Source organism: Terrabacter sp. FW104-15G4B (genome assembly GCF_058790095.1).
Window position 1 is genome coordinate 137,473 of sequence record NZ_JBYTCI010000007.1, and the last position, 24,441, is coordinate 161,913.

Here is a 24,441-nt window from a genome sequence, read left to right on the forward strand (position 1 = left end):
AGAACGACAGGTAGATCGACCAGGCGATCGGGACGTAGACGAAGACGACCAGCCCGAGGACGAACGGCCCGACGAAGACCCAGAACCACAGGTTGCGGTCCTGGCGTCCGCGCAGGCGGCGACCGAGCGACGGCCTCGGCGTCCGAGCTGCCGTCGCCCCGCCGGCTGACGACCCGGTTGTCCCGCGGTCGTATGCCGCCCGGTCGGCCTGCGCTGTCAGGCCAGGACCCGCTTCAGCTCGGGGTCGGCCACGGCCTTGACCTTGGCGATCTCGCCGGCCGGGTCGGCACCCTCCTTCACGATGCGGTTCATCGCGTCACCGAAGGCCGTCGCGCACTTCGGCGTCCAGAGGATCGGGCTCTGGGCGTGGCCGACGTCGGTGGCGAGCTTGGCCGCCTCGGCCGCCTGCCCGCTCTTGAGGGTGCTCGCCTGGCTGATCAGGCTGGTGCGGGACGGGATGTGGAAGCCGTAGGCCGTCGCGAAGTCAAGCTGGTAGGCCGTCTGGTCGACCCAGAGCCACTTGGCGAACTTCTTGGCGGCCTCGACGTCCTTGCTCTTCGCGCTGACGCAGGAGCCGTAGGCACCGACCGGCACGGAGGGCTTGCCGCTGCCGTCGAGGCCGGGCCAGGCCATGACGCCGAAGTCGTCGCCGAGTCCCTTCTTGATGTCGGGGAAGGTCCACAGGCCGGTGAACTGCATGGCGGTCAGGCCCGCGGTGAGGGCCGACGGGTCGAACCAGTCCTTGGGCGCGCCGAGGAGCAGCACCTTGGCGTCCCACATCTCGCGGAGCTTGCCGAGCGCGGTCGCGGCGCGGGGGTCGTCGAAGCCGAACTGGTTGTCCTTGGTGAGGTAGTCGAGGCCGGCCGACCACAGCATCGGGCCGCCCATGAGGCCGGCGCCGCCGTCGTTGCCGAGGAAGAGCCCCTTGACGTTGCCCTGCGTCAGCTTCTTCGCGGCGTCGATGAGCTCGTCGATGGTCTGCGGCGGCGTGACGCCGGCCTTGTCGAGCATCGACTTGCGGTAGACGAGCAGCTGCATGTCGATGACTTGCGGGATGGCATACGTCTTGCCGTCGAAGCTCATCCGCTCGAGCAGGCCCTGGTTGAAGTCGGACTTCGTGTCGCCGATGACGTCGGTGAGGTCGACGACCTGGTTGCCCTTGATCATGTCGATGGTCGGGCCGTTGCCGTACTCGAAGACGTCGGGACCGGCATTGGTGAGCAGCGAGGCGGCGGTGGACTGGTCGTAGTCGCCGGGCTTCCAGCTGACCTTGACGGTGGCGTCCTTGTAGGCGGCGGCATACCTCTCGACGGCCTGCTGGGTGCCGGCCTCGCCGTACTGGTGGTACCACTGGTTGAGCGTCGGGCCGCTGGCGCCGCCACTCGCACCACCGGTGGCTGCGGGCTCGCGTCCGGTGTTGCCGCCGCACGCGGCGAGGACTCCCGTTACCGCTGCGGCACCGCCGAGGGCGAAGAGCGACCGACGGCTCAGGTTGGCCCGGAGGGCCTCACCGATGTGCTTGTCAGACATGAGGTTTCCCCTGCGTCCTTCCTGCCCGGACGTGCGGGCACATCTCTTGCGGGCGCTATCCCAGGCTGCTCGACCTCAGCCACCCAGCGATCGTATGCCCGTCCCGTACCCGTATGCCGGATGGGCCACTCCACGTTGCGGGGTGTGGAGGGACGCGGTCGGCCCGGGCGCTCAGATGGCGGTGGTGGAGTCGAGCGGGTTGTCGTTCGCCTCTTCGGACGCCGTCTGGAGGAGCTGCCCGACGAGCAGCAGGGTCTGCTCGTCCTCGAGGGTCATCCGTCGACCGAACGGGCCGCGGGCCCGGGCGATCGACTCGCCGATCCTCAGGATGCTGGCGCGGACGTCGTCGCGGGTGTCGGCACCCATGCGTTCGAGGAGACGCGTCACGGACAGCAGCCCGGAGACGACGGGCCGGCCGTCGAGCTCGAACTCGTCGAAGACCCAGCGACGGTCGGCAGCGACCGTGCCCAGCAGCTCCCGGCCGGGGCCGGTGCTGCGCAGCGCGGCGTCGGTCACGGCTTCCCAGAAGGCGTCACGCTCGTCGGCGTCGAAGCGGACCCGCCCGGCTATGGCGCTCAGGACCCACACGGGCGCCAACCGGAGCGTGGCCCACTCCGCGTCGCTCCACTGCTCTCGCCACTGCGACAGGGACACCTCGCCACCTCCTGTGCATCACGGCCCGTCCAGCGTACGACCGTGGCGGGCACCAGGTCGTGGACAACCGTTGGCATCATGCGGCGGACCCTCTCCAGGAACCGACGAGGCGCAGGCGAGCGGTCCGAGTTCCATCGACCGCTCGAGCCGAGGAAACCACCATTCCCCCTGGACAGCCCCTGTCGCCGCCTGACAACAAGGCGGCGACAGGAACGGCCGGGGTTGCGAAACACCGCCTCCGGCGACTGTCGCCGTATCTGTCCCATGACACATGACACGTCGTCGTGTCCCATCCCGCCCACATAGACGCGGGCTCCAACGGCCAGACGAAGCCTGTCCCGATCAGCTATCACACGCCTAGGGCTTCTCGCCGATTGCTGCGTCAACATCACGCAGCGGGGCGAACTCCAAGAGACGCTCGTCCGCGGACAACCTGAGCGCTGCTTCAAGGCTTGCTCGACTAACGCCCTTAAGAGTAGACAACGCACGGCTCAGCCCTTTCGCCAGGACATCGAGAGCGTCTTTTCCTCGGTACATTCCGTGTGAAGACGATTCCCGAATGGCACCGCACACCTCGGCAAACTCGTCTACCTGCTCACGGGGGACTCTCGCGCGCACACTGGCGATAAGTCCGTCAGCGTCAAGTTCGAGGGATTGCGCATTGACCTTACGCACGAACTCGACTTTTTCGAAGTCGACACCCCAGCCATGCCGGGCATTAGCACGCCTAAGTATCCCCACGGCTCTCGCGGGGCCCGTCACCAGCTCCCTGGCCCGGTCGACTCCACCTAATGCTGTGACCTTGTCGTCACTGCCAAGTTCCGCCAAGAGATCCTCGAACCAAGGGCCGTCGACGAGATGGGCCTCCAAATCTGCGGCGTCGAATGTGAAGAGCTGACTGTCCGACAGGCACTCAGATTCATAATAGTCGTCAAAGTCTCTATCAATTAGGCCAGCGACGCGCTCCACTTCCAGCGCCCGGGCGCCATCGAGCACCTTCTTGACGTTGTTTCGAGTACCGCAGACAAAGATCACCCAGCGCTCGCGCGTGGCTCGAGCGAGGAGCCGTCTATCCGCGGGACCTTCAACAATGAGGATGCCGCGGCGGTCTGCCTGACGATGCGCCTTCAGTCGGTCTGCTGGGCTGTCATAGTCTCTTAGGGAGCGTGCCCCCTTCACTCGACACCAAGTTCCTGCACGAGCTCCCAGCGACCATTGATGACGGCGGTCGAGTGTGTCGCGAACACGATTTGCACATCGGCTAGCTCCGCGACGACTTCTAGATCATCCACAAACGCATGCTTCCAAGCAGCGTGCAGACTTATCTCGGGTTCATCAATGAACACGAACGACCCTTCGTTCGCCGCGAAAAGCAGCATTGTGAAGAGTGCGAGCAGGTGCTGCTCCCCCGAGGAGAGCACGCCGACGGGAACCTCCTTGCCCTCGTCGCTCGCGAACTTCAACACACCGCGAGAATCGAGCGTCAGGCTCTTGCCGACAAACTTGTCATTGACGATCCTCTTGAGGGCCGTGATCTTCCGGTGCACGGGAAGCAGGGGCTGCAGCTTCCTTTCCCAATCTTGGAGGAAGAGATCCAGGACCCTTCGCTCGGTGGGGTTGGTGTCGTTTGGGATGGTGACGCTGACCGCTTTGCCGGCGAGGCCGTTGCCACTGAGTTCTTCACTTAATTGCGACAACCGCTGGTAGGAGTTGACCAGATTCTGTTGCCTCACAGTGCGACGCGCACGCTTGAGCAAGTTGGAGGCGAACGACTCATCGGCATCTTGAGAGCGTTCGAGCGACTCGCGCCGAGCTTCCGCTATTTGCGCTCGAACCTGTTCCGTATATTGGGAGATTCGGCCCACAGCGCCCCGCGCATGAGGCCGGCCTCCAGTAGCGACCCAATCATCACGCACGCCTCGCTGTCCCATGGGAGTATCAAGGCGCTTGGTATCAATGAATGTTGGCGCGGCGGATGCAACGAGCTCGGCCAGCCAGGGGTTACCCTCAAGAACTCTCTGGAGCGGAATCTCAGATCCCACTGTAAGCCCATATCGTCGCTGCATCTCAGACGGTCCAAAGTAGCGATTCAACCTTTCATCGTACCATCTGTTGGCATCAATTCGATGAATCCAAGCCGGAAGCGCATCGGTCTCGTCTGCCACGAACTCGTTGGAGTTCACGACCAAAGTCTGAGTGCCTTTGGCGGAAGTTCTGCACAGGTGCACCTCCACCAAGTTGTCGGTTTCTACCCGTTCACAGGTCAGCACGCTGCCACCACGATATTCCGCGGTCAACCGGCGGTACGGAAGGGTCAAGAGCTCCGAGAGATCCATGGCTAGTACGGCTCGGGCCAATTTCAGCGTGTGCGTTTTACCGCATCCATTTGGCCCTGCGAGTATCGTCACGGACGAGGGGTCGTTGAGTCGAACCGTATGGGAGACTTTGTCGAAGAGGCCATCGACTCGGATACTCGTCAAGGAAGGAGCTACTGCGTGAGCTGGCAAGGCGACTCCAGTGTGGTGGTAGCGAAACTGCGGGCGAGTCAAGTGCAGTGGAACAGTGCGGACTTGGATTGATGGTGCGCCGCAAGCGGCGGCAAACTCGATGCGTCCCGCGGTCGACTCGTTCTATCGGAAGATCCTAGGGGAAATCGTCCCGATCTCCATTTACGCTCGACGGCAGTTTTGGCTGTTGGCCGGCAAGCCGTCCGGGTCTGCCGCGCCGCGCTTGCTCCCCGACCAGCGACCCAAAGCCGAGCACCCGGCATCCGGCCGCCTACCGTGCGCGGCCCCACCGTCCGTGTCCACCCGACGCGCCGGGCATTCCGAGTGGTCGAGCCGACGACAGAAATCACGACTGCTACCCACCGCGGAGGGGAGCCGTTTCGACTGCAGGAACGTCGGCGGTGCCGACCACGTAGTGAACGGGAACGTCGGCACACCTCTTCAGGCATTCCCGATGGCCGGGCGTCCATCTCTATGGCGCAGACCTGCCCGTCGACCCCGACTCCGCCGTCGCAGATCACCGCGGGCCCGCACCCGGAGCGTGACCACCTGCCCCGACAGGTTCCCAGGAACGGCGCGGCATGCGTTATCTGACTCTGCGGCAGGGGTAGCCCATTCCGCCGCCTGCGGACCGGGCCAAAGCTCCAGATCGAGGCCTACTTCTCCGGCGACTCAGACCTGGTCGGTCGGGGCTTCGGCGCAGGGCGGACGCCAAACAGCCGAAGGCAACAGCCGAAGAGGGAGTAGACGAGCAGGAGACCTATCGTCGAGCGGATGCCGGTGTAAACGGCCTCAGTCATGGAGTCCCGAAACCCGTACAGGAGCGCCCACGCACCCGCTGGCACCAACGCCCAAAGCCAGGGATGCGGCATCCCCCAAGCAGCCATGTACTCAAGCCGTCTAGGCCGGCTCTTCTGATTCGCGTTCATTACTACCGTCCCCCTGTCTCGCCCATCTCCGTGAGGGAGCTCACGACGGGCCACGGGGATGACGACCCCAAGCTTCCCCCGATAGCCGAGCATCGGCCGTGATCCGCCGCGGCTGAAGCTCGACTACCCAACCTCGAGCCGAAGTCTTTCAGACGCTCGATGAGTACGCTCGGACATCGGCAAAGCACCAAGCCCAGGAAGTCAGTGCCTTAGGCAGCGGTGCGTCATCCCGCCGCTACAGACCTAGGAAAGGACCAGCCCTGATGGTGTTCCGGACCACCTCATTAGGAGTTGACTCGGGGTGAAATAAGGGAGCCACCCGCGCTGTCGGTGCACACTGCGAGGATCCGACGGTCACCATGACTCTTCAAGGCCTGTGCCTGGAGGCGGCTGCGTGTGATCTTGGGGGCGTCGGTTTAGTCCTTCGGCAGTCTCGGCGTGCTCGCCGCAGTATGGCTTGTACACTCCGAAGCCGTTGCTGAGGAAGAACAACGGATGGCGGCCCACCTCCGGTTCCGCATCGGTCCTCTGGTCTCGCACTCCGGCATCACCGCTGCCACGGCGACCTTCGGGGGTCGAGACTCGCTTGGCCCCAGGCGCTCGTGAACGAGCATCAACCGTCGGGCTCCCCGCGGGCGGCATCGCGCTAGGCACGGTTGCCAACTTCCTCTCGGTCCTATGACCGCCGCGTTCGGTCTCGAGAAGGTGGGCATGGGACATAGGGTTGTCCGTGCCTGGGCTTATGCCGGCAACTGACTTAGGAAGAATTGGGAGACGGTATGGGGAACCTTGGCCAGTACCAAGACATTGTGACCGAGGCGAAGCGGTCGGGCGGTGTCGAGATATTTATTGCGGCCATTGAGAAAGCCGCCGTTGAGAAGGCGGTGCCCAAGGCGTTTGGCGCAGGGGTGGCGGTCACGGTGGTCGCCACAGTTGGAGTGGCTGCCATCACGAAGCGCCTATCAGCGCGTGCCAAGACGCGCGATGCACGTGCCGACGAAGCGAAGGCACAGTTGGGGATGGTGTTGGCGCAGGATGACTCCGCCGACGGTGAGGCGGATGACGTCGAGGGCGAGGACGAATCTCACCAGAACGGCCCGCTGGACGAGTCCGGCGAAGACGGCTCGGATTACGACTCCCTGCCTCTTTAGGGTTCGCCCGAAGCGTGCCCGCCGATGACGATGTCGGGTCGTCTCGCTCTGCCAGCTGGGGTGGGTCACTTCGCCGAGACTGACCATCGGACATGAGCGGACGGTCCGTGCGGCGTCAATCTATGTCGACGGTGGTGACGCTATGGGCAGTCAGTATCGCAACTTGTGCAATGCCAGTTGTCCACTTTCTGACACCACAGGTACGTGGTTGACCCGCAATCGACGCACTCGCCGTGCGGGACGTCTTCCAGACCCATTACCTTCTCCGGTTCGTTCAGGGCTCGCTCCAACTTCGGGAAGTGTACGTGTGGGCGCGCGCATCCCGATCTGCGTCTCTGAGCGGCCGTCGGCCACGGCCGAATCCTGGATGTCGTTCTGTCACGCATCTAGTTGTCCCACCGGGTGGCGCATCAAATTCAGTCCTCCCAGTCGCCTGGGCCTTCGTGCGCCGCGGGACAGTCACAGTCCCCATCGTGGCCCTCGGGTAGGCGACAGAAGAACCAGTACGCACTGGGATCGTGCTCGTCACCCTTTGGATGAAAGCGCCGGTTGCAACCCAGGTCTGCCATCGCCAGCTCCTCCTGATCGGTACTTGCGGTGTACGGATTCTCGTACAGCGGGTCCCTGATGGTCAGACAAGGCGCCCGCTGAGGTTCGATTTCTTGAGTCGGCCCGGACATCATGCGGAGACCGCCGTACAGAAGCCCAAAACGCTGAAATCCGGGGGAGGGCCATGACCTTAGGTCGTCTCCTCCATCCCAGCGCTTCGGGGTGCGCCAGCTTTGCCACGGCGCGCACTAGCGTCATACCGCCGCCTGACGGGCGTATCCGTCTCACCCACTTGCCGAGACGCGGACGCAGCGGAATGCCCTGCCGCCCACACAACGTTCCAGCAGCATGACAACGATCGGGCTCATCGGTAGCGGCAACATCGGCAGCACAGTGGCAAGGCTGGCGGTTGACGCCGGCTATGACGTCGTGCTCAGCAACAGCCGGAGTCCCGAAACCCTCTCTGGCCTGGTCGAGAGACTTGGCCCACGCGCCCGAGCGGCGACCCCTGCCGAAGCCGCCGAGGCAGCCGACATCGCAGTCGTCACGGTGCCGCTCAAGAACTACCAACAGGTCCCGGTCGAGCCGCTGCGTGGCAAGGTCGTGATCGACACCAACAACTACTATCCCGACCGGGACGGTCACCTCCCGGAACTCGACGCCGAGTCCACGACACCAGCGAACTGCTCCAGGCGCACCTCCCCGACTCCCACGTGGTCAAGGGCTTCAACAACATCTACGTCGACCACCTGGCAACCCTCGGCCGCCCCGCGGGAGATCCTGACCGTTCGGCGCTCACCATCGCTGGCGATGACGCAGCCGCCAAGCAGGCGGTTGTCCGGTTCTTCGATGCCATCGGATATGACACTCTCGACGTCGGGCCCCTAGCCGAGGGATGGCGCTTCCAGCGCGACACCAGTGCTTACGTGACCCCGTACGCGGTGCCAGGCACCAGCTACCCCGACTGGACGGCGCGACCCACGGCTGCCGACCTGCTGCGGGACGCTCTCAACGCAGCGCAGCGATACCGCGACATGTGATCGCGCTCGGCATTTCAGGCCGCCGCCAGCACGGGACGCGCCGCCTCGGGTGGCAGCGCGGGCGGATGTCCCGCGATCGATCGGGGCGCCCCCATACCTGAGTCTTTTCGCCGCCTTTCCACCTCTGCGGCGCATGGAGTGCGCCCATCAGGTAGTCGCTGGGCCAGAGGGGGTGCCCGCCTGAGTCTCTGAGGGAGCGTTGTCGTAGGCGGGATGGCGGCTCGACACCTTGCGCGCCTCGGTCAGATGCCCGCCCAAGTAAGCGCCGACTCCCGAGACGGTCGCTCCAGCAAGCGCAAGTCGCGCCCCGGCCCTGTGCCGGCCGTTCCGGCGGGCGGTCCATGACGCCGCGTAGACGCTGATCGCCACGGCATTGGTCACCGCGTGGACCAGGCCCACCCGCTTCTCGCGCGGTCCCGCGGCCGACCACTCGGCCCAGCCGGCCCACGCTGTCGGGGCGACCGCGAGGAGACCGGCGCCGACGAGCCGCTGCGCCGCTGCCGACGAGCGGCGCCCGCCGAAGAGGTCCAGCAGCGTGGCTGAGGTCCACGTGCCGAGGACGACGTCGGTGAGCAGCGGGTGGATCGCGTGGCCCAGCCACTCGCCGCGCAGCACCGAAGCCCGCCTCCCCGTGCCGAAGGCGGAGCGGATCGACGGCTCGAGCGCTCGCACGGGCCTGTCGAGCGCGGTGGCCTCCTCGAGACGCAGGGTCCAGCGCACGATGGCCGGGGGCCGTTCGATCGCGCTCATGTACTTCTCCTCGCTGAACGGTGCATCGGCGTCATCCGTGGCGCCGCGGTGACCACGTTGCCCCGCTCCACTCTCCTGGTCAACAAGAGGTCCGTGTCGGCCCCCGTTTCACTCGCACCTCTGCCGGTACGACCGCCCGTGAACATCACACTCATCCGCCCCACGAGCCACTTCACGACCCATGGAAGCGCGGCCGGAACGGAGTTCTTCAGCCGATGGCGTTTCATCGTCGCCCGGCGATGAGCTGAGTGATCAGGGTGTCGCCGAGCCAGTTCTCGCCTCCCTCCAGTTCGGACGCGCGCGAGTACTGAACACAGCCGCAGCGACCATTAACGAGGTCGCGAGAGCCTCGTCGACGCGGTGCACGCAGATCGCTGGATCTTCCGGTTACCCGTGGACGAACGTCTGCTCGGTGGCCCTTCAGACACCGGATCGCGCGAGGTGCGTCTTTTCGCCGCGTGCTGGGAGCCGAGAGGGCGCGAAGCGCCCTAACGGACGGACGGCATCCGCGCGACGACCCGCCGACCCTGTGGCACCGTAGGAGCGTGATGCGCCCACCGCCTCCGCTCCTAGCGATCGCTGCAGCCCTGACCCAGTCAGCGCTCACGAATGGTGCACACCGGCCGCACGCCGCCCGTGCCACAGTGGCATTTGCCATCGCTGCCGCTTCCGGGCTCGTTGCGGGTTCCGCTGCTGTCCAGTTTCGTCGCCGCGGAACGACCCTTGAGCCGTTCAACCCGGCGCTGGCCTCCGTCTTGGTGACCAATGGTGCGAACTCCGTGAGCCGGAATCCCATGTATGTCGGCCTGGCGGGGCTGCTCGTCGCCAACTCGGTGCGACTTGGCTCTTGGAGGGCTCTCCTCCCAGTAGCCGCCTTCACGGTCGCGATCGACCGACTTCAGATCGCAGCCGAGGAGTCAGCGTTGCTGTCGAAGTTTGGAGCCGACTACCAGACCTATTGTGCCGCTGTGCCGCGATGGGTAGGTCGCGGATCGGTGATCCCTCCGCACTGATGGCCCTTCCTTCCGCCGCCTAACGGCGTGCGTCACCCCTACATGCCATGCGTCGTACTGCCTAGGCGGCACCGGCGACATCTCCGCCGTCTACCGGGTACCGATCCGGTGAGGAAGCTCCTGCGAGCGGGTACGCAGCACCGCCGTGTGCACTACCTGCGGCAAGGTCGCCCGGCCCGACGCAACGGGCGCAGAGCCCTACCCTGAGTCGTATGATCCTGTGCACACTTCTCGGCCACCGCCGGGACGGCACGGCTTCTCCCGCCGTTCCGTGACCGGCGGTGCCACAGGTGCAGCACCTGAGCGATCGAACAACTGCCCGACCTGCCGGGGGACTGAACACCATCGTGGCCACCAGGGCCGCCGGGCGCGATCCCAGTTTGGCTGCGATGGCCCGAATGAGGACGCGGCCGCTCGCCGCCGGCGCTCACCCGATGACGCGGTGGCGCTGGGCGATACCGGCGGCGCCGTAGGGGTAGTCGTCCATGCGCGGGCTGCTCACCTCCGTGAGGTGGGAAAGCTGGTCTGCCGTCAGGTCGAGGTCGGCGGCGGCGAGGTTGTCGGTGAGCTGCTCGACGGTGCGGGCACCGAGGATCACCGACGTGACCGCCGGCTGCGCCGCGACCCAGGCGAGGGCCACCGCTGCGGAGGTGACGCCCCGCTCCTTTGCGACCTCGGCCACGGCGTCGATGACCGCCCAGGTGCGCTCGTCCGAGTTGCGGGGCCCGTAGGCCTCCATACCGCGCTCCGGGTCCTCGCCGAGGCGCGAGGCTCCGGTCGGGGTGGTGTTGCGCTGGTACTTGCCGGTGAGCCACCCGCCCGCGAGGGGCGACCAGGGCAGGAGGCCGAGTCCGCCATCGAGACAGGCCGGCACGACCTCGTGCTCGATGTCGCGAACGAGGAGGTTGTACTGCGGCTGCAACGTCACCGGCGGTGTCCAGCCGTGCTCACGCGCCGTGTGCACTGCCTTGGTGACCTGGTAGCCGAGGTAGTTGGAGAAGCCGTAGTAGCCGATCTTGCCCGCTGCAACGGCGTCGTCGAGGAAGCGCAGCGTCTCCTCGAGCGGCGTAACGGCGTCCCACGCGTGCATCTGGTACAGGTCGATGTGCTCGACCCCGAGCCGGGTCAGCGACGCGTCGAGCGCCTGACGGAGGTGGCGTCGTGAGAGACCGACGTCGTTGTGACCCTCGCCCATTGGGAAGCGGCCCTTCGTCGCCACGACCATCTGGGCCGCGTCCTCGGGGTGGGACCTCAGCCACCGGCCGGTGATCTCCTCGGAGACGCCCTTGCTGTAGACGTCCGCCGTGTCGAGGAAGGTGCCTCCAGCCTCCGCGAAGGCGTCGAGAATGGACCCGGAAGACTCCTCATCGGCCTCCGCACCGAAGGTCATCGTGCCGAGGCACTGCGTGGAGACGATGGTGCCGCTGGTGCCGAGGGTGGTGTATCGCATGAGTGCCACCGTATGCCGGATGAGCCGCACTACTCGTGTCGAGCCAACACCGAGTCAGACGGAAGGGCCGGGCATGAGGTCGCACCGCCCAGAGGTATAAGAGCCCGCCGGGGTCCCGCCGGAAGACGCGGGCGGTGCGTCACTTCGCCGCGTTCACGGTGCCCCCATGCCCTTCTCCCACGGTGGGCCCGCGCCTGGTCGGCGCTTCACGGCGGTCGGTGAGCACCCGCGGCACCCCGCGCTGATCATCGTCCTTCCGCGGAGTTGCGGTACGTACCGCGACGATCGCGGTCGAGTTGCTCGCTTCTGGAACGATGGGCGTGTTTGGATGGTCGACCACCCAGCCGGTTCGGTGTCAGGGAGTGAGGGCGTTCTATGGCTGAAGAGGACAAGATTCGCAAGAGGGTGGTCATTGAGTACCCGGCCGGGACGGAGCTATCCAAGTCGCGCAAGTCCGAGGATGGCTTCAGCCCGCTTGTGCGGAGTACCGACAAGTCCAAGAAGGGCGTGCAGACGCAGGTGGAGATCTTCATCCAAGATGAAGATGGGAAAGCCGGGCCGACCGGCATCCCCACCCATCGCGTCCGTTGCCCCACGGGAGGGGGCTGGGAGCCGACTCCGGCGCAGCGGGACATCATGTTAAGTGTCGTCGAGCGTGGCGTGGACCGGGTACTCGACCGCCTCGAACAGGCAATTCGGGAATGGGTGACGACTCGGCCAGCCCGCAAGGCGGAGAGGACGCGACGGCAGGAGGTAGCCGCTAAGCGAGCCGCTGTTGAGGCCGATTCCAGCGTCGTCACTGCAGGGGTCGAGCCTTCTGTGCCCCCCGAGGCGGAGATCGCCATGCCAAGCAGCGAGGCCGTGGTCGTCATTGACGTGCCGACCATCTCGATGACCCTGGCTGAATGGAAGGATGCCCTCAATGCGCTCCTACTCACTCGCACAATGAGTAATGAGTTGTGGCAGGTACTAGCTCACGCTCGGATCGTGGGTGCCGATGCCATAGATCGGGAGCAACAGCGAGAGATGGCGCAGCTGACTCCCGACGAGTTCGAAGGATGCGTAGCCGAGATGCTCACGGCGAACCCGGGCCTGCTAGACCAACCACTCTCGGAGTTGCTCGCCAAGCTCGTGAGACACCGTCATGCGACGATCGGTCCGTGGCAGGCGCCGAGGAAGCCAAAGCGCAGCTTCCGTAGACCCGCACGCGTGACGCTGCGCCGATGATCGCGGGGAGTACCTGGCATGCGGACCTGCTGACACCCATCCCGCCAGCAGCTCCGCAGCATTCTGCCGGTCGGCGGCGTAACCCTGCCCACAAGCAAGTCCGGCGTATGCGCTAGGTAGGTCATTCCGCCGCGAAGCGGGCCGATGGCTCATTGAAGCCCCCGGGCGGCAGCCTTGGCCGCCACATACGGCGGCGGCCCAGCCCACGCTATGAGGTTCGTCGGCGCACCCCCGACCGTGCTGGACGGAAGTGAAGCCGTTGCTTCGGCTTAGGCTCAGGTCATGCAGCCGATCTCGCTTGCCTCGCTTCTGCCCGCGGGGTTCGACCCGACGACCTGCAAACTGCACTGCGCGGTTTTCAATGGCAACAACTACCCCATTGACGTCCTAGCCAACGACCCGTTGGAGTGGCAGCGCTGGAACTCGTGGCGCGGCGACAAGAACGACTTCAACCGGCAATTCATTTTCGCTCTCGCCCAGGATCGCCATGATCCAACCCTGTGGCTCTTTGGCGGGACGTGGGAGGTTACCGGCCGGCGTTCTGAGCCGAGGTCCCACTCTTACGACGTCGTCCCGCGCGAAGATTTAATGGGCCCCTTCGTACGGCGCCTCTACATCAGGCTGCACCTGGCTGGGCGGCAACGACGGCGGACGATGGAGTCGTGTCTTGACGAGATGAGCGTGGCTTCGATCCTCGAGGAGGCGTTCGTGGGCGACCCTTTCCCGGGCCACGACCGCATCAACCACACGCTCGCCGACCTCCAGGTCATCGTCAGCCAACTGCGCGCCGACTGGCGAATTGCCCTCGAACACATGAAGGGCGTCTATGTCATCCACGACCAGACGACCGGCGCCAGGTACGTGGGATCGGCCTACGGCGATACCGGCATCTGGCAACGCTGGAGCACGTATGCCGCGACTCTTCACGGTAACAACGTGGGGCTCATGGAGCTCGTTGACAAGGAGGGCGAGGGCTACTTCCGCGAGAACATGAAGTTCGCTTTGCTGGAGTTCTGGTCGATGCGCACCGACGACGCCCACGTCCTGGAGCGGGAGTCATATTGGAAGGAAGTCCTACACGCGCGCTCACTTGGGCACAACAAGAACTAACTCCACTCGCATCCAGGGCGCGCCTGCTTCGCCCTGTGTCCCGTGTCAGCTGAGATTCGCCACGACAGCGACTTTCCCATTCCGCCGCGTGGCCGCGACCACCCAGCCACAACTCCAGCATGCCGCCGGCGTTTCAGCGATCCTTGAGCGCCCCCACACAGAACTGAGACGTGCCGTCTCGTTGGTCTGAACCAGCAGCGTGACTACGTCGTACTCGTTCCATCAACGTGGGGCGCGCTGTGCCGCGGCATCGGCTTCAGCGATGTCCGAAGGGAGGAACCCGGGTGCGAACGGGGACACATCGGATGCACCTGGGGGCCTCGGCCCCGAGATTGATGGTCGTCGCGACCCGAGCGGTTCGGCACTGCTGGTGCCGTCCGTGCTGGCCTGCGCGTCGCCTCGGTAGTGCGCGTACCTGGCGAACCTCGTCTGCAGGCTCTCCTCGCAAGTCCGGTCCGATGGCGGTCGATCGGCCGACGCCGCCTACCTTCTCAGAGCGACTCGTGCGCGACCGCGGTCACCAGCCTGCACTGGACGGGGTCCGTGGTCTAGCAATTCTTCTGGTCCTCGGCCAGCACGCCCCCACCAAACCGTTGATCAACGGGTTCGTCGGAGTGACCGTGTTCTTCTGCCTATCGGGCTACCTCATCACCAGCCTGTTGGTCCGCGAACTCCAAACAGGCACCATCGACGTCCGAACGTTCTACCGCCGACGCGCGGCGCGCCTCTACCCGGCACTGGTGACCGTCGGCGCGGCGACCATCGTGGTGCTTCTCGTAGGTCGACACGATCTAAGTGTCGGGCAGGTTCTCGCACCGGCTGGCGCAGCCGCCACCTATACGACAAGCCTCTTTGACTGGGCTGGCCACCCTTTCGCCACGCAGGACTACTTCAACTACACCTGGACGCTCTCCGTCGAGGAGCAGTTCTACTTGTTGTGGCCGTTCGCGCTGCTCTGGGGCTATCGTCGCAGTCCTCGGCTGTTCACCGGGCTCACCGTTTCGCTCATCTGGATCACACTGGCGCTTGACCTCCACCTCGGCCTGAGTCAAGAGATCATCTTCGACCAGCACGAGTATTTCGGGACCGACACAAACGCGCTCCCGATCTTGGTCGGCTCATTGCTGGCGATGGTCGTTCAAAACGGCTGGCTGTCAGAAGCGGTAGGCCGTCTTGCGCCCTTCGCGATATTGGCGGTTGCTCTCCTGCCGGTCCTGGCATATCGCAACGACACGTATCACACCTCGTTGGTGATCGTCGCCGGGACCGGGCTGACGCTGGCGATGCTGACCGGTGTCGTGCAGCGGCCAGGCTCGGCGGTTGGATTGCTGCTTGCGAGCGCCCCGATGAGGTGGCTTGGCGAGCGGTCGTACTCCATCTATCTCTGGAACGTCCTTGCGAGAATCGCGATACTCAACCTGTTCGGACACTCGGTAGTCGGTGACCTCGCCTGGGTCGGCGTATGCGTCGTTCTGGCCGAGGCGAGCTTCAGGTTCCTCGAACGCCCGCTTCGCGCCAGATTCACGCGGAGATCCGGTGCGTTCGACCGGCCGCTTTTCATTCCGCCCCGGGATTCGTGAAGACTGCCCTGCGCCTACCTCTCCGATGAGCGACCTGTTCGACACGCTGGCCGATACTGGCTGGCCCACCGGACCACGCGGCCTCGTCGCACGCCGATCCGGTGGCGGTGGGCCCATCGACGCTTGGCGCCCGCCCACGTCGGATTGGGTCCCGGAGCAGGTCCGACAGGCCACTGCGTCCACCCTTGGAGACGCGCCCGCAGCCGGCGGCCGCTCGTCGACCACGAAGGCGCCCTTCGCGATGCCCAGCGCCCCGATCTGGCGAGTTACCGGAACGTGCCCTCGTTGACGTATCCGGATGGGACACCGCTCGGTAGTCTCGCCGCTACCAACAACCCTGGAGGAACACAGATGTCGCAGGTCAGATCACGCATTCTCGGCTTCGCGGCGGTCGTCTCCGCCACCTCCCTCGCCCTCGCGGCCTGCGGCTCCAGCTCGGGCTCGGGCGGCAGTGCCGCCAGCAACCCCTCGGGCGGACCGCAGCTCGTCAGCCCCGGCACCCTCACCGTCTGCACCCACCTGTCCTACAAGCCGTTCGAGTTCAAGGACAGCTCCGGCAACGTCGTCGGCTTCGACATGGACCTCGCGCAGAACGCGGCGAAGCAGCTAGGCCAGCCCAACGTGACGATCGTCGACATCGACTTCGCCTCGCAGACCTCCGGTGCCGTCTTCGCCGCGAAGAAGTGCGACATGGCGATGGGCGCGGTCACCATCAACGACAAGCGGAAGCAGTCCGTGGCGTTCTCGACGCCTTACTTCAGCGCGACGCAGGCCCTCCTGGCGAAGAAGTCCTCCAACATCACCGACCTGTCGTCCCTCAAGGGCAAGAAGCTCGGCGTCCAGACCGACACGACGGGACAGGCCTACGCCGAGAAGAACAAGGACGCCAACGGCTACGAGGTCGTCGTCTTCGACGACCTGCCCACCGAGATCGCCGGCGTCCAGTCGGGCCGGGTCGACGCGGCCATCAACGACAACGGACCGCTGCTCGACTTCACCAAGTCCAACCCGGACTTCGCGGTGGTCAAGGAGTTCGACACGGGCGAGCAGTACGGCTTCCTCTTCCAGAAGGACAATGCCAATGGCACCAAGATCAAGGACGCCTTCAACGCGGCCCTGAAGAAGTCGATCGAGGACGGGTCCTACAAGGCCAGCTACAAGAAGTGGTTCGGCTCCGACCCGGCCGTGATGCCGACCGTGTCGTGAGGTCACTGCCATGACCTCCCCTGCAGCGGCGGGGCGAGTGCGTTCACTCTCGCCCCGCAAGCGGGCCCAGCGCATCCGATGGGTGCAGTACGCCGTTCTTGTCGCCGCCGTCATCCTCCTCATCGCGGTCGCAGACCTGCGCCAGATCCAGCAGGTCTTCTTCCGCGGCGACCTGATCTACGACACCCTGACCCAGGGGCTCGGCCGCGCCCTCTTCAACACTGTGGTGTACGCCCTCGGAGCCTTCGTCGTCGGCCTGGTGCTCGGGACGATCCTCGCCCTGATGCGCCTGTCCTCCGTCGGTCCCTACCGCTGGATCGCGACCGTCTACATCGAGTTCTTCCGAGGGTTGCCGACGATCATCGTGCTGCTGGCCTTCGGACTGCTCCCACTGGCCTTCCCCGGCTTGGAGATCCCCTTCGGCATCTACGGAACGGTGTGGAGCGCGCTCGGCATCGTCGCGGCGGCCTACATGGCCGAGACGATCCGCGCCGGCATCCAGGCCGTGCCGAAGGGGCAGGTCGAGGCCGCCCGCTCGCTCGGCATGCCGGCGGGCGCCGCCACCCGCAAGATCGTTCTGCCCCAAGCTTTCCGGATCGTCACGCCGCCGTTGACGAACGAGCTCATCCTCGTCGTCAAGGACAGCTCGCTCGCCTACATCATCGGGTTGTCCGCGACGTCCTTCGACCTGACCAAGTACGGCCGGGACCTCGCCAACACGAATGCGAACCTCACCCCGCTCGTCATCGCTGGTCTCTGCTACCTCCTCATCACCCTGCCGCTGACCTTCGTGGTCAGGCGCATGGAGGCGAAGTCGGCGAGGGCACGATGACGACGAACCCAGCCCCGACGCATACGACCTCGACGAACCGGGAGGCCGTCGTCGTCGAGATCGCGGACCTCCGCAAGTCCTTCGGGTCCGTCGAGGTGCTGACCAACATCACCGCCTCGATCAAGCTGGGCGAGGTGGTCTGCGTCATCGGGCCCTCGGGCTCGGGCAAGTCCACGCTGCTGCGGTGCATCAACCTGCTCGAACAGCCGAGCGGCGGCACGGTGCTCGTCGACGGGATCGATGTCACCGATCCTGACTGCGACATCGATCGTGTCCGCAGCAGGATGGGGATGGTCTTCCAGCAGTTCAACCTCTTCTCGCACCTGACGGTCCTCGAGAACTGCACCATGGCGCAGCAGGTCGTCCACAAGCGGAGCAAGGCCGAGGCGCAGCAGGTCGCCCGGGCCAACCTCGACAAGGTCGGGCTCGCAGACCGTGCCGACGCCTTCCCCGCGCAGCTCTCCGGTGGTCAGCAGCAGCGGGTTGCGATCGCCCGCGCGCTGTCCATGGACCCGGAGCTCATGCTCTTCGACGAGCCGACCTCTGCTCTTGATCCTGAGCTCGTCGGCGACGTGCTGGCCGTCATGCGACGGCTCGCGTCCGAGGGCATGACGATGATCGTGGTGACGCACGAGATGGCGTTCGCCCGTGAGGTCGCCGACCGCGTCATCTTCATGGACGGCGGCGTCATCGTCGAGGAGGGCCACCCCGACCGCGTGATCGGTGACCCGCAGCACCATCGGACCCGAACCTTCCTCAAGCGGGTCCTCGACCCCACGCACGTCGACCCGGAGGCCGACGTGGACCCCGACGACGAGCGGCGCTCGCAGATCAAGGAGGCCGAGCTCAGCGCGCGGGCCCAGCCGCACCTGCCCGGCGACATCACGGACCCGCGGTTCTGATGCCGGCGGGTGAGGTCGCCGTCGTCGGTGGCGGGCTGATCGGCCTGTTCAGCGCGCACCAGCTGCTCGAGCGGGGGTATGCCATCACGGTCCTCGAAGCGGGAAGCGGGCTCGGCGGCGGTGCGGCTCGCGTCAACGGGGGCTGGGTCTGCCCGGCACGCAGCGACCCGCTCCCGTCGTGGGGTGTCGTCCGCGACGGGATGCGCTCGCTCGCCTCGCCGGGGAGCGGCAGCTTCCTCCTGAGCGCGCGAGCGCTTCCGCGCGTGGCGGGCTACCTCGCACGGTTCCTCGCGAGCTCGGGCCAGGGCAGGTTCCGCCGGTCCTGGGACGAGCTCGACCTGCTCAACCGTCGGACGGCCGGTCTCGTGGACGAGCTCGTCGAGGCCGGGATCATCGAGGACCTGCAGGACGAGGGGTTCCTCATGCTGCACACGACCCGCGAGGAGGCGGAGGCGTCACGGGAGTCCCTGCTCGCGGTCTCGCGGCGCGGCCTCTGCCCGGCGCCCGAGCCGATCCTGGAACGGCAGGCCCTGCTCGAGCTCGAACCGGGGCTCGGCGACGCAGCGCAGGTGGGTTTCGTCCATCGGGGCGACCGGTGGCTGGACCCGTCGCGGCTGGTGGATCGCCTCGGCGAATCCCTGACGTCACGAGGCGTACGCATCCAGACGGACACGCCGGTCATGGCGGTGCGGCAGCGCGGTACCGAAGTCGAGCTCACCACCCGCTCGGGCGTCGTGGAAGCGGGCCACGCCGTCATCGCCGCCGGTGCCTGGGCCGAGCACCTGCTCCGGCCACTGGGAGTCCGGGGTCACGTGACCCCCGGCAAGGGCTACAGCTTCACGATCCATCCCGAGCACCCACCGACGCATGTGCTCCGGCTCGGCGAGACGCATGTCGGCGTGACCCCCATGACGGGCCGCACGAGGGTGGTCGGCATGGTGGAGCTGGACGGAACCCTCGAAGGACTGCACGCCGGGCGCATCGACGTCATGAAGCGCAAGGCGGCGCCTTACCTGTCCGGGATCGACTGGAGCTCCAGCACGGACGAGCAGGTCGGGCCTCGCCCCATGACGCCGGACGGCAAGCCGCTCATCGGCTGCGCACCGGGCGCTGAACGCATCGTCGTGGCGACCGGGCACAACATGCTCGGACTGACCCTCGCGGCTCCCACCGCGTCACTCGTGGCGGAGCTCGTCGCCCGCGGCCGAGCCGCATCGGTGCCGGCCTTCGACCCGATGCGATTCACCCACCGACGCCGTTAGGTTCACGTCGGGACCGGGACCCACGAGAGAGCGCCCCCGGGACAGCAGCCGACCAACGGCGCTGTCCCGGGGGCGTTCTGGTCACTTGGTGATGAGCACCGATCCACTGAGCGCGGGCACCGTCAGGGTGATCTTGCCCTGGTCCGGTCGGACCGAGCGGCCCGTCATGGCGTCGGTGTACGGCTTGTCGCCGTAGCCGGTGGGCAGGTCCACGGTGACCTCGCGAGGTGTCGCCGAGTTGTTGAACGCGGTGACGGCGCGGACGCCCTGGTACTTCCTCGTGAGGACGATGATGTTCTCGTCGAGCTGCACCGGTGCGTCGATGGAGCCGCGCTTGAGGACCTCGTTCTGGTTGCGCAGGCCGATCATCTTCTGGAAGTCGGCGAGCAGCGCGGTGTCCGGGTTCCCGCCCTTGTCAGCCCAGGGGTAGGTGGCGCGGTTCAACGGGTCCGCTCCACCAGTGACGCCGACCTCGTCGCCGTAGTACACGGCAGGTGCTCCCGGGAACGTCATCTGGAACAGCACCGCCAGCCGAAAACGCGCCTTGGCCTGGTCGACCTGAGCCGGAGTGCTCGTGGCGGTGTCACCGAGCTCGTTCAACGTGCGCGCCACATCGTGGGTGGACAGCAGGTTCATCAGGGCATAGAAGGCCTGCGGGGGGTAGGCCTCACGGATCAGCTCGATGCTCTGGTACGCCTGCTTGGCGTTGCGGCCGCTGGCGTAGTCGATGACCGCGTTGCGGAAGATGTAGTTCATCGTGGTGTCGAACTCGTCCCCGAGGAAGTACTTCGAGGAGTCGAACCACGTCTCCGCCACGGTCAGCGCGTCGGGCCGGTGCTGCTTGATGGAGGTCCGCCACTCCCGCCAGAACTGGTCGCTCACCCACGGGGCGACGTCCATGCGCCAGCCGGATGTCCCGTGGTCCAGCCACGTGTTCATCACCGAGTCCGGCTTGCGGAAGGCGAAGTCCTTGAAGCTGTCCGACTCCGTCAGCTCAGGCATCGAGGGGCCGCCCCAGCCGGAGTACTGGCTGTCCGGCTGGGTCTTGTCGGGGAAGAAGGTGTACCAGTCGGCATACGGGGAGTCGGGTCGGACCTTGGCGTTCTCGAACGCCCCGGTGCCCGGGAAGTTCGCGTAGCGGTCGAAGTAGACCGAGTCGCTACCCGTGTGGTTCAGCGAGGTGTCGAGGATGACGCGCATCCCGCGCGCCTTGGCCTCCTTGGTCAGCTTGGTGACGTCGTCGTTGGTGCCGAAGCTGTCGTCGACCTTCAGGTAGTCAGCGGTGTCGTACTTGTGGTTGCTGCCCGCCTCGAAGATCGGGTTGATGTAGAGCGTGTTGACGCCGAGCTTCTTCAGGTAGTCGAGCTTGTCGATGATGCCGGCGAGGTCGCCGCCGAAGAAGTCGTTGTTGTAGGTGTTGTCGTCGGTGGTGGACCCGTCGGCGTTCCCGGGGACATACGGCTTGTCCAGCCAGTTGTTGTGGAACTCGATCGGGCCGCCGAGGTAGGTGGCGCTCCCCGGGTGGGGGTCGTTCGAGGTGTCACCGTTCCGGAAGCGCTCCGGGAAGATGTAGTAGTACACGGCGTCCTGGGCCCAGTCCGGCACCGTGAAGTCAGGGTCGTAGACCGTCTGCCGGTAGCGCCGCACCTGCTTGGGATCGGACGGCGCGAACGCGATCTGGCCGACTCCGAAGGAGCCGCGCTCCGTCGTCCAGTAGATCGAGTCGTTGTTGTTCTCGTAGACGTACTGCTGGCCACCGATGGTGAGCTCGAAGTAGTAGCCGTACACGCTCTTGGCCGCGAAGCGGTACGAGCCGCTCCACTGCTCGAGGCCGCCGTCCTTCGTACGCGTCATGGGCACCTTGACCGGGTCGAGGTACTCGATGACGTCCTGGTTGCCCTCCAGGCGGCGGGTCTCCACGACCAGCGTGGCCGAGGTGACCCCGGGGGGAGCGGTGAGGGAGAAGCGAGCCTTCTGCCCCGTCGTCATCGCACCGTACGGAGCCTTGAAGTCGCCGTCGCGAGAGTCGTACTTGACCTGGCGGGCCACCGAGTCGGTGACCTGGGCGGGCAGGCCGGGGTTGACCCAGGTCTTGGGTGTGATCGTCAGGGTCGGGTGCCGGTCCGCGCCCTCGAAGCTCACCCGCAGCGTGTGCTCGCCGGTGAAGTCGAACCGCAGGTTGGTGGTGGCGCCGTCGGCCTCCGAGGCCAGGGGGAACGGCTGGTTCAGCGTGACGACGTCGTGGCTGGCGTCGGGCGCCCCCAGGCGCGTCTTCGGCGGCCCGATGGGGTCGAGGATCTTGAACTCGTGGGTGCCCTGGAGGTTGACGTTCAGGTAGTACCCGTCACAGCTGTACTGGAAGAAGTCGGCCGGGCGTGGGTTGAAGCCGTTGAAGTCGCCACTGAGGCCCAGGAGCGCCTCGTCGAGCGGGTTCTGCGCGCAGGAGCTGATCGTCAGGGTCGGTGTCGTCCGCGACTTGGAGACGTCCAGCACCACCTTCTGGACGCCGGTGAACGTGTAGGTCAGGTTGGAGCCTCGCAGCGCAAGCTGCGACGGGACCCCGGTCTGCATGCGCCCGCCGGCCGCGCCGCCACCGAAGTCGGCGTCGGAGGACCAGTTGGCATCGGCGACCTTGAAGTCACTGCTGCCGTTGAGGTTGACCGTCAGCTCGAACCGGTTGCAGTTGTAGGCGAGCTGGTAGTCCGCGCTGGCAGACCAGCCGTTGAAACCGCCCTTGAGGTAGAGCGGGCGGTTCCCGAACGGGTTGTCGACACACGGCGCTTCCGCGGCCGCAGCGGACGGGGTTGCCGCACTCGAGAACATCGCGGCGGAGCTGAACAGCATCGCGAAGACGGCGGTCACGACCGCCAGCAACGCTCGTTTGGACCTGCGCATACATAGCCTCCCTGCTAAGCGCGCCGACGGCGCGGATGTGCACTGCGTTTGCACCACCGCGTTGTGGACACATCCAGAGGCAGGTTTACGCAAGCGCTTACGCGGCAGAGCATGGCGACATATGTCCCGATATGTCAAGGGCTGCGCGTTCGCGCTTACCTCGTCGTGCGAGGGGGGCCGCTCGTGCCCCGGACGACCAGCTGGGTGGGGAGCGTGACGTGCTGCTGCTCCACGCGCTCCCCGCTGAGGAGCTGGAACACCAGGCTTCCCGCTGCCTGTCCCAGCTCGAGGACTGGCTGGCGCACGGTGGTCAGCTCAACGACATCGGCCATCTCATGGTCATCGATGCCCACCAGGGAGACGGTCTGCGGGACGGCGATACCGGAGCGACGCAGAGTCCGTAGCGCCCCGAAGGCCATCTCGTCGGAGAAGGCGACCACTGCGGTCGGTGGTCGCGGAAGACTGAGCAGGCGAGCCATCGCTTCGGCACCTCCAGCAGTACCCCACTCCGCGTGCACCACGAGCTCTCGCTCCACCGGAAGGTCGGCGTCCTGAAGGGCGTTCAGATACCCCTGCAGGCGGTCCTGTGGACCGGCATACGGCAGCCGCCACCGTCCCGAGGCATTGATCAGCGCCACTCGTTCGTGCCCAGCGAGAACCAGGTGGTGCGTGGCCTGCCGAGCCGCCTCCATGTCGTCGATCCGAACATGAGGCTGCTCTGCCAAGGTGCCGCCGGCCATCACGACCGTGACGCCCATCCGGTCGAGCTGAAGCCGCTCCTGCTCACTGACCGGGAACGCAAGGATGATGAGCGCGTCCACCTGGCGCCGGGCCGGAAGCTCCTCGAAGAACCTCCTTCGCTCCTCCTCGCGCTTGACCTCGTAGAGCAGCACGTCGAGGTCCGATCCACGAAGGGAGCTCATGATCCCTTCGAGCATGGAGGCGTAGAACCAGTGCGCGACGTCGGCCGTCACCACCGCGACACGACCCCGCGACCCCTTGGCCAGTCGGGCCGCATCAGGGGAGACGGCGTAGTTCAGCTCTGCGGCCAGGCCGCGGATCCGAATGCGCGTCGCCTCGGACACGCCCGGGGAGCCGCTCAGGGCCCGGGACACCGACGCGATGGAGACACCCGCACGATCGGCGAGGTCGGACATGTTGAGGTCTCCGTGCCGGGTCACCTGCCGAAACTAGCAAAGGCCCAACGAAAATTTTCGTCCGCGTCCCGAATGACAGGTCGCCCACTGCGGTTCGAAACGATCAGGCCGTGAAGCCGGTGGGGCGGATGACCCTCGCCGGGACTCCGGCGGCGATGGTGTCGGCGGGGACGTCCCTGGTCACGACCGCGCCGGCCCCGATGGCGGCCCCGTCGCCGATGGTCACTCCCGGCACCACCGTGACGCCGGCTCCCAGCCAGACGTTGCGGCCGATCGTCACCGGCGCCGGCTCCATGTCGGCGCGTCGAGCCGGGTCGAGCGAATGGTTCAGCGTCGTCAGCGTGCTGCCGTGGCCGATCAGCGATCCGTCGCCGATGGTGATGCCGCCGGTGTCCTGGAAGCGGCAGCCCAGGTTGACGAAGACGCCCTCGCCGAGGGTGAGGTTCTTGCCGAACTCGGAGTAGAACGGGGGGAAGACCGTGACCGACTCGGCCACGGCCCTTCCAGTCAGCCGGGACAGCAGCGCCCGTACCTCGTCCGGCGAGCGGTAGGCGCCGTTCAGCTCGGCGAGCGTTCGCAGCGCCTCCTGGGCCGCCCCGTGCATGAACTCGTGCGCCGCCGACCCACCCTCGACAACCCGCCGCGCGTTCACGTGGTCGAGGAACTCCTGCAGCTCCATCCGTGCCTCCGGTCTCCG

General features: G+C 66.1%; 18 protein-coding genes and 1 pseudogene. 10 read left to right on the plus strand and 9 right to left on the minus strand.

All coding sequences use genetic code 11. The features are described 5' to 3' along the window. Positions 1 to 216 precede the first annotated feature (216 nt). The 4 genes from AC3WRT_RS08230 to AC3WRT_RS08245 form a co-directional block, all read right to left on the minus strand. On the minus strand, positions 217 to 1,530 hold the full coding sequence (locus tag AC3WRT_RS08230) for an ABC transporter substrate-binding protein (RefSeq protein WP_492720990.1): 1,314 nt from the start codon (positions 1,528 to 1,530) through the stop codon (positions 217 to 219). A gap of 171 nt (positions 1,531 to 1,701) precedes the next feature. Then, entirely contained in the window at positions 1,702 to 2,184 is a 483-nt protein-coding gene (locus AC3WRT_RS08235) for a hypothetical protein (RefSeq protein ID WP_492720991.1), read from the minus strand. 357 nt (positions 2,185 to 2,541) lie between these two features. After that, positions 2,542 to 3,219: a hypothetical protein gene (locus AC3WRT_RS08240; RefSeq protein ID WP_492720992.1), complete on the minus strand. Its 678-nt coding sequence runs from the start codon at positions 3,217 to 3,219 to the stop codon at positions 2,542 to 2,544. Positions 3,220 to 3,359: 140 nt separating this feature from the next. After that, a complete protein-coding gene (locus AC3WRT_RS08245) occupies positions 3,360 to 4,367 on the minus strand; it encodes an AAA family ATPase (RefSeq protein ID WP_492720993.1) in 1,008 nt (335 codons plus the stop codon). Between the two features lie 2,062 nt (positions 4,368 to 6,429). Here AC3WRT_RS08245 and AC3WRT_RS08250 point away from each other — a divergent pair. After that, complete coding sequence (locus tag AC3WRT_RS08250) at positions 6,430 to 6,771, plus strand: hypothetical protein (RefSeq protein WP_492720994.1); 342 nt, start codon at positions 6,430 to 6,432, stop codon at positions 6,769 to 6,771. Between the two features lie 897 nt (positions 6,772 to 7,668). Then, positions 7,669 to 8,360: pseudogene (locus AC3WRT_RS08255) on the plus strand (NADPH-dependent F420 reductase). Between the two features lie 147 nt (positions 8,361 to 8,507). Here AC3WRT_RS08255 and AC3WRT_RS08260 read toward each other — a convergent pair. Continuing rightward, on the minus strand, positions 8,508 to 9,110 hold the full coding sequence (locus AC3WRT_RS08260; RefSeq protein WP_492720995.1) for a DUF2231 domain-containing protein: 603 nt from the start codon (positions 9,108 to 9,110) through the stop codon (positions 8,508 to 8,510). 548 nt (positions 9,111 to 9,658) lie between these two features. Between AC3WRT_RS08260 and AC3WRT_RS08265 the strand changes: the two genes are divergently transcribed. Beyond that, positions 9,659 to 10,123, plus strand: a complete 465-nt coding sequence (locus tag AC3WRT_RS08265) for a methyltransferase family protein (protein ID WP_492721013.1) — start codon at positions 9,659 to 9,661, stop codon at positions 10,121 to 10,123. Between the two features lie 427 nt (positions 10,124 to 10,550). Here AC3WRT_RS08265 and AC3WRT_RS08270 read toward each other — a convergent pair whose 3' ends face one another. Further along, positions 10,551 to 11,573 carry an aldo/keto reductase gene (locus AC3WRT_RS08270; RefSeq protein ID WP_492720996.1) on the minus strand — a complete coding sequence of 341 codons (1,023 nt, stop codon included), beginning with the start codon at positions 11,571 to 11,573 and terminating at the stop codon, positions 10,551 to 10,553. A 375-nt stretch (positions 11,574 to 11,948) separates the two neighbouring features. Between AC3WRT_RS08270 and AC3WRT_RS08275 the strand changes: the two genes are divergently transcribed. The 7 genes from AC3WRT_RS08275 (at position 11,949) to AC3WRT_RS08305 (ending at position 19,692) form a co-directional block, all read left to right on the plus strand. Beyond that, positions 11,949 to 12,800 (plus strand): hypothetical protein, encoded by an 852-nt coding sequence (locus AC3WRT_RS08275; RefSeq protein WP_492720997.1) that lies wholly within the window; start codon positions 11,949 to 11,951, stop codon positions 12,798 to 12,800. A gap of 282 nt (positions 12,801 to 13,082) precedes the next feature. Next, positions 13,083 to 13,910, plus strand: a complete 828-nt coding sequence (locus tag AC3WRT_RS08280) for a GIY-YIG nuclease family protein (protein ID WP_492720998.1) — start codon at positions 13,083 to 13,085, stop codon at positions 13,908 to 13,910. Positions 13,911 to 14,413: 503 nt separating this feature from the next. Continuing rightward, positions 14,414 to 15,490: an acyltransferase family protein gene (locus AC3WRT_RS08285; RefSeq protein WP_492720999.1), complete on the plus strand. Its 1,077-nt coding sequence runs from the start codon at positions 14,414 to 14,416 to the stop codon at positions 15,488 to 15,490. A gap of 351 nt (positions 15,491 to 15,841) precedes the next feature. Further along, complete coding sequence (locus AC3WRT_RS08290) at positions 15,842 to 16,696, plus strand: ABC transporter substrate-binding protein (RefSeq protein ID WP_492721000.1); 855 nt, start codon at positions 15,842 to 15,844, stop codon at positions 16,694 to 16,696. A 10-nt stretch (positions 16,697 to 16,706) separates the two neighbouring features. Beyond that, complete coding sequence (locus AC3WRT_RS08295) at positions 16,707 to 17,528, plus strand: amino acid ABC transporter permease (protein ID WP_492721001.1); 822 nt, start codon at positions 16,707 to 16,709, stop codon at positions 17,526 to 17,528. Beyond that, complete coding sequence (locus tag AC3WRT_RS08300) at positions 17,525 to 18,430, plus strand: amino acid ABC transporter ATP-binding protein (protein ID WP_492721002.1); 906 nt, start codon at positions 17,525 to 17,527, stop codon at positions 18,428 to 18,430. The genes AC3WRT_RS08295 and AC3WRT_RS08300 overlap by 4 nt, the downstream gene beginning before the upstream one ends. Beyond that, complete coding sequence (locus tag AC3WRT_RS08305; protein WP_492721003.1) at positions 18,430 to 19,692, plus strand: NAD(P)/FAD-dependent oxidoreductase; 1,263 nt, start codon at positions 18,430 to 18,432, stop codon at positions 19,690 to 19,692. The genes AC3WRT_RS08300 and AC3WRT_RS08305 overlap by 1 nt, the downstream gene beginning before the upstream one ends. An 81-nt stretch (positions 19,693 to 19,773) precedes the next feature. Here the strand turns inward: AC3WRT_RS08305 and AC3WRT_RS08310 are convergent, their stop codons facing one another. From AC3WRT_RS08310 to AC3WRT_RS08320, 3 genes are all read right to left on the minus strand, one after another. Next, positions 19,774 to 22,554: an alpha-amylase family glycosyl hydrolase gene (locus tag AC3WRT_RS08310; protein ID WP_492721004.1), complete on the minus strand. Its 2,781-nt coding sequence runs from the start codon at positions 22,552 to 22,554 to the stop codon at positions 19,774 to 19,776. Between the two features lie 188 nt (positions 22,555 to 22,742). After that, the gene (locus AC3WRT_RS08315; RefSeq protein ID WP_492721005.1) at positions 22,743 to 23,768 is read right to left on the minus strand and encodes a LacI family DNA-binding transcriptional regulator; all 1,026 of its coding nucleotides are present in this window, start codon (positions 23,766 to 23,768) and stop codon (positions 22,743 to 22,745) included. Positions 23,769 to 23,847: 79 nt separating this feature from the next. Continuing rightward, on the minus strand, positions 23,848 to 24,423 hold the full coding sequence (locus AC3WRT_RS08320; RefSeq protein ID WP_492721014.1) for a DapH/DapD/GlmU-related protein: 576 nt from the start codon (positions 24,421 to 24,423) through the stop codon (positions 23,848 to 23,850). Positions 24,424 to 24,441 lie beyond the last annotated feature (18 nt).